This window comes from Streptomyces sp. NPDC001889 (assembly GCF_053594535.1).
Window position 1 is genome coordinate 141,825 of sequence record NZ_JBSFER010000001.1, and the last position, 15,534, is coordinate 157,358.

The 15,534-nt window shown below is 72.3% G+C and carries 12 protein-coding genes; 9 read left to right on the forward strand and 3 right to left on the reverse strand.

Annotated features, from left to right (window positions below; all coding sequences use genetic code 11):
* The first annotated feature begins 31 nt into the window (after window positions 1-31).
* From ACWCRA_RS00595 to ACWCRA_RS00605, 3 genes are read left to right on the forward strand one after another with little or no spacing between them, the layout of a single operon-like run.
* Entirely contained in the window at window positions 32-1,279 is a 1,248-nt protein-coding gene (locus ACWCRA_RS00595) for a hypothetical protein (RefSeq protein WP_451066430.1), read from the forward strand.
* A complete protein-coding gene (locus tag ACWCRA_RS00600) occupies window positions 1,276-1,779 on the forward strand; it encodes a hypothetical protein (RefSeq protein WP_451066431.1) in 504 nt (167 codons plus the stop codon). Before ACWCRA_RS00595 ends, ACWCRA_RS00600 begins: the two co-directional genes overlap by 4 nt.
* An 18-nt stretch (window positions 1,780-1,797) precedes the next feature.
* Entirely contained in the window at window positions 1,798-3,108 is a 1,311-nt protein-coding gene (locus tag ACWCRA_RS00605; protein ID WP_451066432.1) for an MFS transporter, read from the forward strand.
* On the opposite strand, the gene hemE is transcribed toward ACWCRA_RS00605, so the two are convergent.
* Window positions 3,105-4,169, reverse strand: coding sequence for a uroporphyrinogen decarboxylase (gene hemE / locus ACWCRA_RS00610; RefSeq protein ID WP_351545820.1), 1,065 nt, complete (start codon window positions 4,167-4,169; stop codon window positions 3,105-3,107). The genes ACWCRA_RS00605 and hemE overlap by 4 nt on opposite strands.
* A 90-nt stretch (window positions 4,170-4,259) precedes the next feature.
* On the opposite strand from hemE, the gene ACWCRA_RS00615 reads away from it, so the two are divergent.
* The 6 genes from ACWCRA_RS00615 (at window position 4,260) to ACWCRA_RS00640 (ending at window position 11,869) form a co-directional block, all read left to right on the forward strand.
* A complete protein-coding gene (locus ACWCRA_RS00615) occupies window positions 4,260-4,931 on the forward strand; it encodes a DUF3000 domain-containing protein (RefSeq protein ID WP_451066433.1) in 672 nt (223 codons plus the stop codon).
* Window positions 4,932-5,226: 295 nt separating this feature from the next.
* Entirely contained in the window at window positions 5,227-5,892 is a 666-nt protein-coding gene (locus ACWCRA_RS00620) for a response regulator transcription factor (protein ID WP_015037008.1), read from the forward strand.
* Between the two features lie 78 nt (window positions 5,893-5,970).
* Complete coding sequence (locus ACWCRA_RS00625) at window positions 5,971-7,248, forward strand: ribonuclease D (RefSeq protein ID WP_351545827.1); 1,278 nt, start codon at window positions 5,971-5,973, stop codon at window positions 7,246-7,248.
* A gap of 809 nt (window positions 7,249-8,057) precedes the next feature.
* Complete coding sequence (locus tag ACWCRA_RS00630; protein WP_351545830.1) at window positions 8,058-9,278, forward strand: thiolase family protein; 1,221 nt, start codon at window positions 8,058-8,060, stop codon at window positions 9,276-9,278.
* Entirely contained in the window at window positions 9,275-11,404 is a 2,130-nt protein-coding gene (locus ACWCRA_RS00635) for a 3-hydroxyacyl-CoA dehydrogenase NAD-binding domain-containing protein (RefSeq protein ID WP_351545833.1), read from the forward strand. Before ACWCRA_RS00630 ends, ACWCRA_RS00635 begins: the two co-directional genes overlap by 4 nt.
* A 75-nt stretch (window positions 11,405-11,479) precedes the next feature.
* Window positions 11,480-11,869: a PIN domain-containing protein gene (locus ACWCRA_RS00640; RefSeq protein ID WP_351545836.1), complete on the forward strand. Its 390-nt coding sequence runs from the start codon at window positions 11,480-11,482 to the stop codon at window positions 11,867-11,869.
* A 9-nt stretch (window positions 11,870-11,878) separates the two neighbouring features.
* On the opposite strand, the gene ACWCRA_RS00645 is transcribed toward ACWCRA_RS00640, so the two are convergent.
* On the reverse strand, window positions 11,879-13,390 hold the full coding sequence (locus tag ACWCRA_RS00645; protein WP_351545838.1) for an amino acid permease: 1,512 nt from the start codon (window positions 13,388-13,390) through the stop codon (window positions 11,879-11,881).
* A gap of 193 nt (window positions 13,391-13,583) precedes the next feature.
* Entirely contained in the window at window positions 13,584-15,506 is a 1,923-nt protein-coding gene (dxs, locus tag ACWCRA_RS00650) for a 1-deoxy-D-xylulose-5-phosphate synthase (protein ID WP_351545840.1), read from the reverse strand.
* Window positions 15,507-15,534 lie beyond the last annotated feature (28 nt).

Below are 15,534 nucleotides of genomic sequence, written 5' to 3' on the forward strand. Positions count from 1 at the left end.
CCGGTTCTCCGCAGCCGATTGAAGGTCACCCGTGGACGGTCAGCCCAGTTCCGGCATCATCGATCAGATCCGGGACATCCCCCTCTACCGGACATCGATCGAGCAAGGCTGGTTCCCCATTCTGGAGAAGCCGGAGATAGCCCGCGGTTTCCCGGACAACTGGATGTCACCGCGGCTGGCCCGGGCGCTGGAGTCGGGCGAGGCCGAGTTCGTGCTCTCCACCGGCACCAACCACGCCCGGATGCAGATCATCAGACCGCCGTACTTCCTGCTCACGTCGTACTACCGGCTGTGGAGCGAGCACCCGGACATCGCGGAGACCTGGCACCAGGAGTGCCGGCGCGTCTCGCTCACCACCCTGCTCGCGACCGAGCACGTCGCCCGCGTCAACGCGAAGCGGCGCGGCGAGCCCCCGGCGGCCGTGCCGGGCCTCGCGGACCGGCGGCTGGACGAGCGGACCGTCTATCTCAACCTCCGGCTCGACCCGGCGCTCTGGGACCGGGCGGACGTGGAGCGGATGCTCGGCGAGATCCGGGCCGAGCGGGACGCCCACCCGCTGGGCTGGTACCACCTGGACTGCTCCGGCCACCACCTGGCGCATCTGGTGCGCAGAGCCCTCGACCTGGATCTGTGGGACGGCTTCCCGACCCCGGCGAGCGTCATCACCGCCTATGAGTACACCCCGGCCAATGTCCGGGAGTATCTGGAGCGGTACCTCGGCTGTCCGGTGGTCGATCTCTTCGGCAGCACCGAGCTGGGCTATCTCTACTACAGCGACCGGGGCGGGCGGTACCACCCGTTCCTGGACCGGATGAGTCTGGAGCTGGAGCCCGTGGCCCCGGGCAGCTCGATCCACAGTCTGATCGTGACGAGCGTCCGCAATCCGTACATGCCGCTGATCCGCTACCGCTCCGGCGACTGCGTCCGCACCACGGACGGAACACCGGACCCGGCGAAGGTCTCCCGGTTCTGCGGCCGGGTCAAGGAGCTGCTGCCGACGCCGAACGGGCCGGTGGCGCACAGCGACATCGACAGCTGTGTGACGGCCGCGTCCTCGCATGTCTTCCTCTACCAGGTGCGGGCGGCGAGCGCGGGGGACGGCGCGGTACGGCTGCTGTACACCACCTTCGACGGAGGTCCGCTCGGGCCGGGCGAGCGGACCGCGCTGAGCAGGCTCGTCGGCGAGCTGACCGGGCTGGAGTGCGCGGTCGAACACCGTACCCATATCCCGATCGGGGCCTCGGGAAAGTACACCTGGCTGGTGACTGGAGCATCATGAGGACAGAGCGTCGAATATCGCGGAACGACCTCAGGGAACTTCTGGGCGAGGATCTCCACGCGGAGACCGTGAATTATTTCGTGGAACAGACCGGTGGTTCTCCGCAGGACATGGAACGCCAGATCACGGAATGCATGCGGTATCTCTATCTCATTTCGCGTCACCGCAACGAACTCAGCGGTCTCTTCCTCCCGGTCGAGCAGCACATCGATGAGATTTGGCACTATCTCATCCTCCAGACCCGGGAGTACCGGGAGCTGTGCGAGAAGCGGCTGCCGGGCGGTTTCTTCATCGAGCACCGCAGCATCGGTTACGCCGCTTATCAGCAGGAGCCGGGCCGTGAGCGCTCCCTGGAGGAGGCGCTGCGCTGGATTCCGCTGTACTGCCGGGAATTCGGGCCCTTCGACGAGGGTGCGCTGCCGCACTGGACCATCGTCCGCTTTCTGCACGAGCGGATGAGCATGTCGCTCGCGGACATCGCCGCCCTCGGGCCGGCCTGACCTCGGGGAGCGGGTGCCATGAGGCGGTCCCCGGCCCGGGAGACGGCGGCCGGCCCCGCGGCGAGGACGGCGGGCGCGCCGGGTGAGCACCCCGCGCAGCGTCGGATTCTCACCGTGCTGGCGGTGGCGCAGATGCTGAGCGGCGCGGCCCTCGCTGCCGGGATCAGTGTCGGGGCGCTGATCGCCGGGGAGATGCTCGGGTCGACCGGCCTCGCCGGGGTGTCCAGCGCGCTCTTCGCGGCCGGGGCCGCCGTCGGCGCGGTGGGCATCGGCCGGGTCTGCCAGCGCTGGGGCCGCCGGCCCGGACTGGCCCTGGGGTACGCCACCGGGGCGCTCGGCAGCCTCGGGGTGGTGTCGGCGACCGCGCTGGACAGCGTCGCCCTGCTCTTCGGCGCGCTGCTGGTCTACGGCGCCGGGACGGTGACCCTGCTGATGGCCCGGTACGCGGGCGCCGATCTGGCCTCGCCGGAGCGGCGGGGCCGCGCCGTCTCCACGGTGCTCTTCGCCATGGCCGCCGGGGCGGTCGCCGGGCCCGCGCTGGCCGGGGTCAGCGGACGGCTCGCGCTGAGCTGGGGCATCCCCCGGCTCGCGGGCCCGTTTCTGCTGGCGGCGGTGGCCTTCGGGGCGGCGGCGCTCTTTCTGGCGGTCTTTCTGCGCCCGGACCCGCTGCCGCTGGCCCGCGCGGCGGCGGCCGGTCCGGCGGACGGCTCCGGGGACCCGGGCCCGGACGGGGCCGTACGGGCCGACCGGCGCGGGGTGTTCACCGGCGCGGCGGTCATGGTCCTCAGCCAGTTGGTGATGATCGCGGTCATGACGATGACCCCGGTTCACATGGCCGCCCATGGCCATGGCACCGGGGCGGCGGGGCTGGTCATCGGGGTGCATCTGGGGGCGATGTATCTGTCGTCGCCGCTCTCCGGGGCGCTCGCCGACCGGGCCGGGCGCCTGGTCACGGCGGCTCTGGGCGCCGCCGCGCTGTTCGCGGCGGGGCTGCTGGCCTCGCTGGCACCGCCGGACTCCGTCCCGGTGCTGGCCCTGGCGCTGGTGCTGCTGGGCGTCGGCTGGAACCTCGGGTTCGTCGCCGGGACGGCTCTGATCACCGACGCCCTGCCGGCGGCGGGGAGGGCCGCCGCGCAGGGGCTCGTGGATGTGGGTGTCTCGGTCGCCGGCGCGGCCGGCGGGCTGGCCTCGGGCGTGGTGGTGGCCCTCGGCGGCTTTCCGCTGCTGGCGCTCGGCGGCGGGATTCTGGTGCTGGCCCTGCTGCCGCTCTGCGCCCTGGCCGCCGCCCTGCCGCGGCCCGCCGGGGAGCGGTGGGCCGGGCGGGGTTAGCGAGCGGTTTCGCGGTGGACGAAGTCCACCAGGCGGGTCAGCGCGTCCGGGTCGGTGGTCGGCAGCACTCCGTGGCCCAGGTTGAACACATGGCCCTCCAGGCCGGCCGCCGCTTCGAGCACCTCGGTGGCCTTGGCCTCCACGGCCTCCGGCCCGGCGAAGAGCACCGCCGGGTCCAGGTTCCCCTGGAGCGCCTTCCCGGGGCCCACCCGGCGGGCGGCCTCGTCCAGCGGCACCCGCCAGTCGACGCCCACGACATCGGCGCCCGCCTCGCCGAGGAGGCCGAGCAGCTCCCCCGTACCCACACCGAAGTGGATGCGCGGGACACCGTAGGAGGCGACCGAGTCGAAGACCTTGGCCGATGCGGGCAGCACCGAGCGCCGGTAGTCGGCGGGGGAGAGCGCGCCGACCCAGGAGTCGAAGAGCTGCACGGCGCTCGCGCCGGCCTCGATCTGGACCTTCAGGAACGCGGAGGTGATCCCCGCGAGCCGGTCCAGCAGCTCCGCCCACAGTCCGGGGTCGCCGTACATCAGGGCCTTGGTGTGCTCGTGGTTGCGGGACGGGCCGCCCTCCACGAGATAGCTGGCGAGGGTGAAGGGCGCGCCCGCGAACCCGATCAGCGGGGTGGTGCCCAGCTCGTCGGTGAGCAGCCCGATCGCCTCGGTGACATAGCGGACGTCGTCGGGGGTCAGCTCGCGCAGCCGCGCCAGGTCGGCGCGGGTGCGGATCGGCTCCGCGACGACCGGGCCGACGCCCGGCTTGATGTCGAGGTCGATGCCGATGGCCTTCAGGGGCACCACGATGTCGCTGAAGTAGATCGCCGCGTCGACGTCGTGGCGGCGCACGGGCTGGAGGGTGATCTCCTTGACCAGCTCGGGCCGCATGCACGACTCCAGCATGGGGATGCCCTCGCGCGCCTTGAGGTACTCGGGCAGCGAGCGGCCCGCCTGCCGCATGAACCAGACCGGGGTGTGCGGCACGGGCTCACGCCTGCACGCCTTGAGGAAGGCGGAGTCGTACGGCTTCGGCTGCTGGCCCGTGGGGCGGTCGTTGGCGCTCACGCCCCAAATCTTCGCATGGACCGAGGAAGTGTCCGCCGCCCCGGGTGTCCTTCCCTGCGTGAGGCGCCCATTCCGCCTACTCTTCCCCGCATGGCTGCCGCTCAGGGACATTTTTCCGATCATTTCAACGGCGCTGACGATCAGGACGGCGGGGAGGGCGATTCGGTTCCGCGCGCATTCAGAGCCGCGGTCGAGGCACTGCGGTCCGCCCGGCTGCGCCCGGGGATCGAGGTGGACCCCGCGCGCCCGCCGAAGCGGCTCGCGCCGCACGCGTACGCCCTGGAGGCGGCGGTCGTCGACGGCGAGGAGGATCTCGCCGACGGCCGTCTGGTGCTGCTGCACGACCCGGCGGGCCATGACGCCTGGCAGGGCGCGTTCCGGCTGGTGACCCTGGTCCGCGCGGAGCTGGAGCCGGAGATGGCGGCCGATCCGCTGCTGCCCGATGTGTCCTGGTCGTGGCTGACGGGGGCGCTGGAGGCGCGGGGTCTCGCGTACGGGGAACCGAGCGGGACCGTCACCCGCGCGGGGTCTCACTATTTCGGTGGACTTGCCGACCGGCGGCCCGCGACCCAGATCGAGATCCGGGCGTCCTGGACCCCCGAGGAGGGGCCGGGCGGGGTGCCGGACACCGCGGGGCACCTTGTGGCCTGGTGCGATCTCCTCTGCCAGATCGCGGGGCTGCCGCCGGTCGCGGGCGGTACGGGGGACCAGGCGGCGGGGGTGGTGTCGCTTCCGCAGCGGCGGGGGCCGCAGCACCGGTGAGGAGCGCGGGCGGCGGGGGGCGGCGCGCCCGGGGAGACTGTGCGGACCCGCCCCCGCCCCTCGCCGCCCCCGCCCGGTCGGCTCCATGGACCACCTCGACGTAACGCTCTGTCAGTTCAGAGACCGAATGATCGCTCATCCGTCCGAATTGCACCAAATATCACTCACTAAATCGTGATCTTTCTCTAAAGCCGGTCACGTTTGGTGCCGAAGAGGTCAGTGACCCTAACTGATCGGTTCGCCCGGCCTCATTCCCCGAGCCCGGCCCGTCCCGCACCTTCCCCCAGGAGGCCTGGTGTCCGTTCTTCTCGAGCAGCCCGCAAGCCTGGTCGCCTACCGCCCGAACAAGCCGACGGCCATGGTGGTCGTGGCCGACCCACGCGTCCGCTCCACCGTCACCCGCCATCTGTGGGCCCTCGGAGTGCGAGACGTGATCGAGGCGTCGTCGATCGCGGAGGCCCGTCCCCGCGTCGGCAACCCGCGCGACATCTGCGTTGCCGACGTCCACCTGCCCGACGGTTCCGGGCTGACCCTCCTGTCCGAAACCCGTGCCGCGGGGTGGCCCAACGGCCTCGCCCTCTCCGCGGCCGATGACATCGGCGCCGTGCGCAACGCCCTCGCGGGCGGCGTCAAGGGCTATGTCGTGACCGGTACGCGCACCAACATCGGGCACCCCACCCGCCCCGGCGCCGCCCCCATCGGCGCCGCGGCCGCACGTCTGGGCCACCGCCGCCCCCCGGGTGCCCCGAGCCACCCGGGCGGCTACCGCGAGCTGTCCGGCCGTGAGGTGGAGGTGCTGCGGCTGGTGGCGGAGGGCCAGTCGAACAAGGCGATCGGTGTCTCCATGGGGCTCTCCGCCCTCACCGTGAAGAGCCACCTCGCCCGGATCGCCCGCAAGCTCGGCACGGGCGACCGGGCCGGAATGGTCGCGGTAGCGCTGCGTACCGGCATCATCCACTGACCGTCCCCGACCCCCGCGCGCCTGCCGACGGAACGTTTCCGTCGACAGGCGCGCTCCGTTCACGGATACCCTTGACACGTGACCGACGCCCAAGACACCGCAGCAGAGACCGCACTGCGAACCGCCGGGGGCGCTCCCCCGGACGACGGCGTCGCAGCCGAAGAGGCTCCCACTCCCCTGCTGGAGCCGCGCGAGGGCATCCCCCCGGTGGTCGCCGACGCGGCAGGACTGGCCGGAGTGATCGCCGCTTTCGCGGCGGGCACCGGCCCCGTCGCCGTGGACGCCGAGCGCGCCTCCGGCTACCGCTACGGCCAGCGCGCCTATCTCGTGCAGCTGCGCCGCGAGGGCGCGGGCAGCGCCCTGATCGACCCGGTGGGCTGCCCCGATCTCTCGGAGCTGGGCGCGGCGCTCGCCGGGACCGAGTGGATTCTGCACGCGGCGACCCAGGACCTGCCGTGCCTGCGGGACATAGGCATGGTGCCGACCAGCCTCTTCGACACCGAGCTGGCCGGCCGGCTCGCCGGGTTCCCCCGGGTCGGGCTCGGCGCGATGGTGGAGTCGGTGCTCGGGTACGCCCTGGAGAAGGGGCACTCCGCCGTCGACTGGTCCACCCGGCCGCTGCCCGAGCCGTGGCTGCGCTATGCCGCGCTCGACGTGGAGCTGCTGGTGGACCTGCGGGACGCGCTGGAGAAGGAGCTGGACCGGCAGGGGAAGCTGGAGTGGGCGCACCAGGAGTTCGAGGCCATCGTCTCGGCGCCGCCCGCGCCGCCCCGGAAGGACCCGTGGCGGCGGACCTCCGGGATGCACAAGGTGCGGCGGCGCCGGCAGATGGCGGTGGTGCGGGAGCTGTGGACCGCCCGGGACAAGGTCGCGCAGCGGCGCGATGTGTCGCCCGGGAAGGTGCTGAGCGACGCGGCGATCGTCGAGGCGGCGCTCGCGGTGCCGGTGAATGTGCACGCGCTGACCGCGCTGCCGGGGTTCGGTCACCGGGCGGGGCGGCGGCAGCTGGAGCAGTGGCAGGCGGCGGTCGACCGGGCGAGGGCGCTGCCCGACGCGGAGCTGCCCCAGCCCGGGCAGCCGCTGAACGGGCCGCCGCCGCCGCGGGCCTGGGCGGACAAGGACCCGGTCGCGGCGGCGAGGCTGTCGGCGGCGCGGGCGGGGGTGTCGGCGCTGGCGGAGGAGTTGAATCTGCCGCAGGAGAATCTGATCACGCCGGATACGGTGCGGCGGGTGTGCTGGGAGCCTCCGGCGGAGCACACGGAGGAGGCGGTGGCGGAGGCGCTCGCGGCGCTGGGGGCGCGCCCCTGGCAGATCGCCCTGGTGACCCCGCTCCTCACCCGGTCCCTCACCCCCTGACCCTCGCGCCTCAATCGCCGGCGGGGCTGATTTCGCTCAGCCCGGCCGGGGGCACCTCCCAGAGGCAGCTCTGGGGGAGATCGAGGACGGCCCCGGGCCACAGGACACCCGCACAGTGCGGGCCCGGGTCGGGGACCAGCCCCCGAACCCCCGCGCCTCAAACGCCGGCGGGGCTGGATTGCGTCTCACCTCGCCGGCGGGGCTGGATTCGCCCAGCCCGTCCGCGCCCCACGCCGGCCCCAGGCGGCACAGGCAGCCCGAGCAAACCAAGCCCGTCCGGGGGCACCTCCCAGAGGCAGCTCTGGAACGCCGGCGGGGCTGGATTCGCCCAGCCCGTCCGCGCCTCACGCCGGCCCCAGGGGGCACAAGCAGTCCGAGCAAACCAAGCCCGTCCGGCGCTTGAGGACGGACCCTGTGCCACAGGAAACCCGCACAGTGCGGGCCCGGGTCGGGGACCAGCCCCCGAACCCCCGCGCCTCAAACGCCGGCGGGGCTGGATTGCGTCTCACCTCGCCGACGAGGCTGGATTCGCCCAGCCCGTCCGCGCCCCACGCCGGACCCAGGCGGCACAAGCAGCCCGAGCAAACCAAGCCCGTCCGGCGCTTGAGGACGGACCCCGGGCCGCAGGACCCCGCACCCCGCACCCCCGCACCCCACGGGCAAACCGCGGGGTGTGACGTTCGACGCTCCGCGGCGCGGGGGTGTGCACGATGGTTACCCGTAAGTAGCATGGGAGGCGGCGAGCAAGCGCTCAGCGCCTGCCCGCCGCCCAGCAGCAGTGCCATCCCGCACCCTGGAGGAGAGCCATCGTGCCTCGTACCGTCAGGGATGTCGTCTTCGTCGACGGCGTCCGCACCCCCTTCGGCAAGGCGGGCCCGAAGGGCATCTACCACGAGACCCGGGCCGACGACCTCGTCGTCAAGGCCATCCGGGAGCTGCTGCGCCGCAACCCCGGCCTCGACCCCGCGCGGATCGACGAGGTCGCCATCGCCGCCACCACCCAGATCGGCGACCAGGGCCTGACCCTCGGCCGGACGGCGGGCATCCTCGCGGGGCTGCCGCAGTCCGTCCCCGGCTACTCCATCGACCGGATGTGCGCCGGCGCGATGACCGCCGTCACCACCACCGCCGGGTCGATCGCCTTCGGCGCGTACGACGTGGTGCTGGCCGGCGGCGTCGAGCACATGGGCCGCCACCCCATGGGCGAGGGCGTCGACCCCCACCCGCGCTTCGTCAGCGAGAAGCTCGTGGACGAGTCCGCCCTCTTCATGGGCATGACGGCGGAGAACCTCCACGACCGCTACCCCTCCATCACCAAGGAGCGCGCCGACGAGTACGCCGTCCGCTCCCAGGAGAAGGCCGCCAAGGCCTACGCCGACGGAAAGATCCAGCAGGACCTGGTCCCGATCTCGGTCCGCCGCACCACCCCCGAGGCCGGGGAGACGGGCTGGGGCCTCGCCACCCGGGACGAGCCGATGCGCCCCGGCACCACGCGGGAGAACCTCGCCGCCCTGAAGACCCCCTTCCGCCCGCACGGCCGGGTCACCGCCGGCAACGCCGCCGGTCTCAACGACGGCGCCACCGCCTCCCTCATCGCCTCCGAGGAGTTCGCCCGCGAGGCGGGCCTCCCGGTGCGGATGCGGCTCGTCTCCTTCGCGTACGCGGGTGTCGAGCCCGAGGTCATGGGGTACGGCCCGATCCCCGCCACCGAGAAGGCCCTCGCCAAGGCGGGCCTGGCCATCGGTGACATCGGCCTCTTCGAGATCAACGAGGCCTTCGCCGTCCAGGTGCTGGCCTTCCTGGAGCACTACGGCATCGCCGACGACGACGCGCGCGTCAACCAGTACGGCGGCGCCATCGCGTTCGGCCACCCGCTGGCCTCCTCCGGCGTACGGCTGATGACCCAGCTCGCCCGCCAGTTCGAGGAGCAGCCCCAGGTCCGCTACGGCCTGACCACGATGTGCGTCGGCTTCGGCATGGGCGCGTCGGTCATCTGGGAGAACCCGCACTTCGACGGAGGCACCAAGTGAGCAACACCGCCGAACTCCTCAAGGGGGCCGCCGAGCTGTTCCCCGCCGAGGTCGTGACCCAGGCGCACGTGCGCCATCTCGACCTCCCCGCCGGGGCGGGCAGGTTCGCCCTGATCACCCTGGACAACGGCCTGGACCACACCAAGCCCACCACCTTCGGCCCGCAGTCGCTCGCCAACCTCTCCGCCGCGATCGACCAGGTCGAGCGGGAGGCGGCCGAGGGCGCGATCGTCGGCGCCGGTCTCACCGGGAAGCCGTTCATCTTCGCGGTCGGCGCCGACCTCAAGGGTGTGGAGCTGCTGCGCACCCACGACGAGGCCCTCGCCATCGGCAGGGGCGGGCACGAGGTCTTCAAGCGCCTCTCCGGCCTGGCCGTGCCGACGTTCGCGTACTACAACGGCGCGGCGATGGGCGGCGGCGTGGAGGCCGGGCTGCACTGCTCGTACCGCACCGTCTCCCGGGCCGTCCCGGCCTTCTCGCTGCCCGAGGTCTTCCTCGGTCTGGTCCCCGGCTGGGGCGGCTGCGCCCTGCTGCCGAACCTGATCGGCGCGGACCGGGCGGTCACGGTCATCATCGAGAACTCGCTCAACCAGAACCGCCAGCTCAAGGGCGCCCAGGTGTTCGAGCTGGGCATCGCCGACGCGCTCTTCGACGGCGCGGACTTCCTGGAGCGGTCCCTGGCGTGGACCGCTTCGGTGCTCAGCGGCGAGACCGCCGTCGAGCGCGACACGGTCGACCGGGGCGAGGCGTGGGACGCCGCCGTGGCGCGGGGCCGGTCCATCGCGGACTCCAAGGTGCACGGCGCGGCCCCCGCCGCCTACCGGGCGCTGGAGATCATCGAGGCCGCCAAGGACGGCGACCTCCAGGCCGGTTTCGACGCCGAGGACGCGGCGCTCGCCGATCTGATCATGGGTGGTGAGCTGCGCAGCGGTATCTACGCCTTCCATCTGGTGCAGAAGCGCGGCAAGCGCCCGGCCGGCGCGCCGGACCGGAATCTGGCCCGCCCGGTCACCAAGGTCGGTGTGGTGGGCGCGGGTCTGATGGCCTCTCAGCTGGCGCTGCTCTTCGTGCGCCGTCTGGAGGTGCCGGTGGTGCTGACCGACATCGACCAGGAGCGCATCGACAAGGGCGTGGGCTATGTCCACTCCGAGATCGACAAGCTGCTCGGCAAGGGCCGGATCAACCAGGACAAGGCCAACCGCCTCAAGGGCCTGGTGACCGGCGTCCTGGACAAGGCGGAGGGCTTCTCAGACGCCGACTTCGTGATCGAGGCCGTCTTCGAGGAGATGGGCGTCAAGCAGAAGGTGTTCGCCGAGGTGGAGGCCGTCGCCCCGGCGCACGCGATCCTCGCCACCAACACCTCCTCGCTCTCGGTGAGCGAGATGGCGTCGCGGCTGCGGCACCCCGAGCGGGTCGTCGGCTTCCACTTCTTCAACCCGGTCGCGGTGCTTCCGCTGCTGGAGATCGTCCGGGGCGAGCGGACCGACGACGCCTCGCTGGCGACCGCGTTCGGCGTGGCGAAGAAGCTGCGGAAGACCGCCGTACTGGTCAAGGACGCCCCGGCGTTCGTGGTCAACCGCATCCTGACCCGCTTCATGGGCGAGATCCAGAACGTCATCGACGAGGGCACCCCGGTGGAGGTGGCCGAGCGCGCGGTGGAGCCGCTGGGCCTGCCGATGTCCCCGCTGGTCCTGCTGGAGCTGGTGGGCCCCGCGATCGGGCTGCATGTCTCCGAGACCCTCAACCGGGCCTTCCCGGACCGTTTCACGGTCTCGGCGAACCTGGCCGCGGTGGTGAAGGCCGGCAAGCGCGGCTTCTATGTGTACGACTCCGGCAGGCCGGAGCTGGACCCGGAGGTCGCGGCCCTGCTCCGGCAGGGCGATGTGGTGCTCACCGAGGAGCAGACCCGGGCGCGCGTCCTGGACGCGGTGGCGCGGGAGATCGGCCTGATGCTGGACGAGGGTGTCGTGGCCGAGGCCCAGGACATCGACCTCTGTCTGATCACGGGCGCGGGCTGGCCCTTCCACCTCGGCGGCATCACCCCGTATCTGGACCGTGAGGGTGTCTCGGAGCGGGTGAACGGCAAGCCGTTCCTGGCGCCGGGCACGGCGAGCGTCCCGGCGTAGCGGCCGGTGGTGGACAGGGGCCGTGCGGGAGCATCCGTACGGCCCCTGTCGCGTTCCCCGCGTAGGCTCACCCCGATGACGGACGAACCCCTGACCCCGCTGCTGGTCGTCGACGGCGCCAATGTCGTCGGCTCCGTGCCCGACGGCTGGTGGCGCGACCGGCGCGGCGCCGCCGAGCGGCTGCGGGACGCGCTGGTGCGGTACGCCGCCGAGGGCGTCGGGGACCTCCCCGGGCCGCTGGAGGTCGTCCTGGTGGTGGAGGGCGCGGCGCGCGGGGTCGGATCGGTCCCCGGGGTGCGGGTGGAGTCCGCCGGGGGCAGCGGGGACGACCACATCGCGGCGCTGGCGGCCGGCGCGGGCGGGCGGCCCTGTCTGGTGGTCACGGCCGACCGCGAGCTGCGCCGCCGGGTCACCGCCGCGGGCGCCCGGACCACCGGACCGCGCGCGGTGTACGGGCCGCGCTGACCGGACGGCTCAGTGGGGCACCTTCGACCCCGGCTCCAGCCTGCTGTGGCGGCGGCCGTAGACCGCGTACACCACCACGCCGATGAGCATCCACGCCCCGAACCGCAGCCAGGTCTCGGCGGGCAGATTGAGCATCAGCCAGAGCGAGGCGGCCACCGAGAGGGCCGGCAGCAGCGGCACCAGCGGGGTGCGGAAGGCGCGGGGCAGATCGGGGCGGGTGCGGCGGAGGATGACCACACCGATCGCGACGACGACAAAGGCGAAGAGGGTGCCGATGTTCACCAGTGTCGCCAGCTCCTCGATGCTGGTGAAGCCGGCGATGACGGCGATCGTGCCCCCGAGGAGGACGGTCGCGCGGTACGGGGTGCGGAAGCGCGGGTGGACGCGGGAGAAGAAGCGGGGCAGCAGCCCGTCCCGGCTCATCGCGAAGAACACCCGGGTCTGGCCGAGCAGCAGGATCAGACAGACGGTGGTGAGGCCGATGGCCGCGCCGAAGCTGATCACCCCGGCGTACCAGGGGTGTCCGGTGGACTTGAAGGCGTCGGCGAGCGGGGCGTCGATCGTCAGTTCGGTGTAGTGCTGCATCCCGGTGACGACGAGCGAGACCGCGACGTACAGCACCGTGCAGATGAACAGGGACCCGAGGATGCCCCGGGGCATGTCCCGCTGCGGGAGCCTGGTCTCCTCGGCGGCGGTGGCCACCACGTCGAAGCCGATGAAGGCGAAGAAGACCACGGAGGCGGCGGTGAAGATGCCCATGACACCGAAGTTCGTGGGCGCGTAGCCGAACATCAGCTGGATCAGGGGTTCCTTGATGCCCGATCCGCCCTCGGTCTCCACGGCGGGCGGGATGAAGGGGCTGTAGTTCGCGGCCTTGACGAAGAACGCCCCGGCGATGATGACCAGCAGCACGACGCCGACCTTGATCGCGACGACCGCGGTGGTGACCCGGGCGGAGAGCTTCATCCCGAGGACGAGGACGACGGTGAGCGCCAGGATCAGCAGAAACGCCAGCAGATCGAAGGCGAAGCCATGGCTCTCGTTGGTGCCGGACAGCGCCTCCGGCAGATGCCAGCCGGCGTTGTCCAGCAGGGAGCGCACATAGCCGGACCAGCCGACGGCGACCACCGCCGTGCCGAGGGCGAACTCCAGGACCAGGTCCCAGCCGATGAGCCAGGCGGGCAGCTCGCCCAGTGAGGCGTACGAGAAGGTGTAGGCGGAGCCCGCGACCGGGACGGTGGAGGCGAACTCGGCGTAGCACAGGGCCGCGAGTCCGCAGACGAATCCGGCGATGGCGAACGCGATGGCGGTGGCGGGGCCCGCGTTCTGTTTGGCGACGGCGCCCGTGAGGACGAAGATGCCGGTGCCGATGACGACACCGACGCCGAAGACGGTGAGGTCGAGCGCGGAGAGCGAGCGTTTGAGCGCGTGCTCCGGTTCCTCGGTGTCGCGGATGGACTGCTCGACGGTCTTGGTCCGGAAGACGCCCGCTCTGCTCGCGGGGTCCTTGTCTCTGCTCACCGTGCACCTCCACGCAGTGTCGTCCCCGCCATGATCGGGACGGCTGATGGTCCCCGGGCGGCCGTACGGGTGGGTTTCACGCGAATGGCCGGGAGGGTCACCCATCCAGGGTGACCCTCCCGGCCCATTCCCTGCGCGATCCGCGCGGTGCGCGGTGGTGCGGGTGCCCGGCCGGTGCCGGGCGGGCGGCGGCTCAGTCGCGCACGGGCTCGGCCGCCTCGCCGGTGACGGCGTCCGACCGGGCGTCCAGCCGGGAGACCAGACCCGTGACCTGCCGGGCGATGTCCGGGGCCGTCAGCCCGATCTCGGCCATGATCTCCTTGCGGGAGGCGTGGTCGAGGAAGCGCGGCGGGATGCCGAAGTCGCGCAGCGGCACATCGACGCCCGCGTCGCGCAGCGCCTGGGCGACGGCGGAGCCGACCCCGCCGACGCGGCTGTTGTCCTCGACGGTGACGACGACCCGGTGCCGCTCGGCGAGCGGCGCGAGCGCCTCGTCCACGGGCTTGACCCAGCGGGGGTCGACCACGGTGGTGGAGATGCCCTGCCGGTCCAGGAGATCCGCGATCTCCAGGCACATCGGGGCGAGCGCGCCCACGGAGACCAGGAGCACATCCGGGCGCTCGGCGTCCGGGTGGCGCAGCACGTCCATGCCGCCGACCCGGCCCACGGCCTGGACGGAGGGTCCGACGGCGCCCTTGGAGAAGCGGACGACGGTGGGCGCGTCGTCGACCTCGACGGCCTCGCGGAGCTGGGCGCGCACCTGGTCGGCGTCGCGCGGGGCGGCGATCCGCAGGCCGGGGACGACCTGGAGGATCGACATGTCCCACATGCCGTTGTGGGAGGCGCCGTCCGTGCCGGTGATACCGGCACGGTCCAGCACAAACGTCACTCCGCAGCGGTGCAGGGCGACATCCATGAGGACCTGGTCGAAGGCGCGGTTGAGGAAGGTGGCGTACACGGCGAAGACCGGGTGCACCCCGCCGGTCGCGAGACCGGCGGCGGAGACGGCCGCGTGCTGTTCGGCGATGCCGACGTCGTAGACCCGGTCGGGGTAGGCCCTGGCGAACCGGTCGAGGCCGACGGGCTGGAGCATGGCGGCGGTGATCGCCACGATGTCCTCGCGCTCGGCGCCGAGCTTGACCATCTCCTCGCCGAAGACGGAGGTCCAGTCGAGACCGGAGCTGGCGATCGGCAGACCGGTGTCGGGGTGGATCTTGCCGACGGCGTGGAAGCGGTCGGCCTCGTCCTGGAGGGCGGGCTGGTAGCCGCGGCCCTTCTCGGTGAGGCAGTGCACGATCACCGGACCGCCGAACCGCTTGGCGCGGGCGAGGGCGGACTCCAGCGCCTCGATGTCGTGGCCGTCGATCGGGCCGACGTACTTCAGGCCGAGGTCCTCGAACATGCCCTGGGGGGCGATGAAGTCCTTGAGGCCCTTCTTGGCGCCGTGCAGGGTGCCGTAGAGCGGCTTCCCGACGACGGGGGTGCGGCCCAGGATGTCCTTGCCGCGGGCGAGGAAGCGCTCGTACCCGTCGGTGGTGCGCAGGGTCGCGAGGTGGTTGGCGAGGCCGCCGATCGTCGGCGCGTAGGAGCGCTCGTTGTCGTTGACCACGATCACCAGCGGCCGGTCCTTGGCGGCGGCGATGTTGTTCAGCGCCTCCCAGGCCATGCCGCCGGTGAGGGCGCCGTCGCCGATGACCGCCACGACGTGGTCGTCCTTGCGGAGGACCTCGTTGGCCTTGGCGAGGCCGTCCGCCCAGCCGAGCACGGTGGAGGCGTGCGAGTTCTCGATGCAGTCGTGGTCGGACTCGGCGCGCGCCGGGTAGCCGGAGAGGCCGCCCTTCATCTTCAGCCGCGAGAAGTCCTGCCGGCCGGTGAGCAGCTTGTGCACATAGCTCTGGTGCCCGGTGTCCCAGAGGACCTTGTCCTTCGGGGAGTCGAAGACCCGGTGAAGGGCGATGGTGAGCTCGACCACACCGAGATTCGGCCCGAGGTGCCCGCCGGTCTTGGAGACGGCGTCCACGAGAAAGGTCCGGATCTCCGCGGCCAGCTGATCCAGCTGCTCCGGGCTGAGCCGGTCCAGATCGCGCGGTCCCCTGATACGGGTAAGCAGTGCCACCCGTGCCTCCTTGCGTATGTGAGCTGGG

Coding starts and splice junctions, on each gene's coding strand:
- ACWCRA_RS00605 (WP_451066432.1), top strand. CDS start 1,798: ATGAGGCGGTCCCCGGCCCGGGAGACGGCGGCCGGCCCCGCGGCGAGG.
- ACWCRA_RS00640 (WP_351545836.1), top strand. CDS start 11,480: ATGACGGACGAACCCCTGACCCCGCTGCTGGTCGTCGACGGCGCCAAT.
- ACWCRA_RS00615 (WP_451066433.1), top strand. CDS start 4,260: ATGGCTGCCGCTCAGGGACATTTTTCCGATCATTTCAACGGCGCTGAC.
- ACWCRA_RS00600 (WP_451066431.1), top strand. CDS start 1,276: ATGAGGACAGAGCGTCGAATATCGCGGAACGACCTCAGGGAACTTCTG.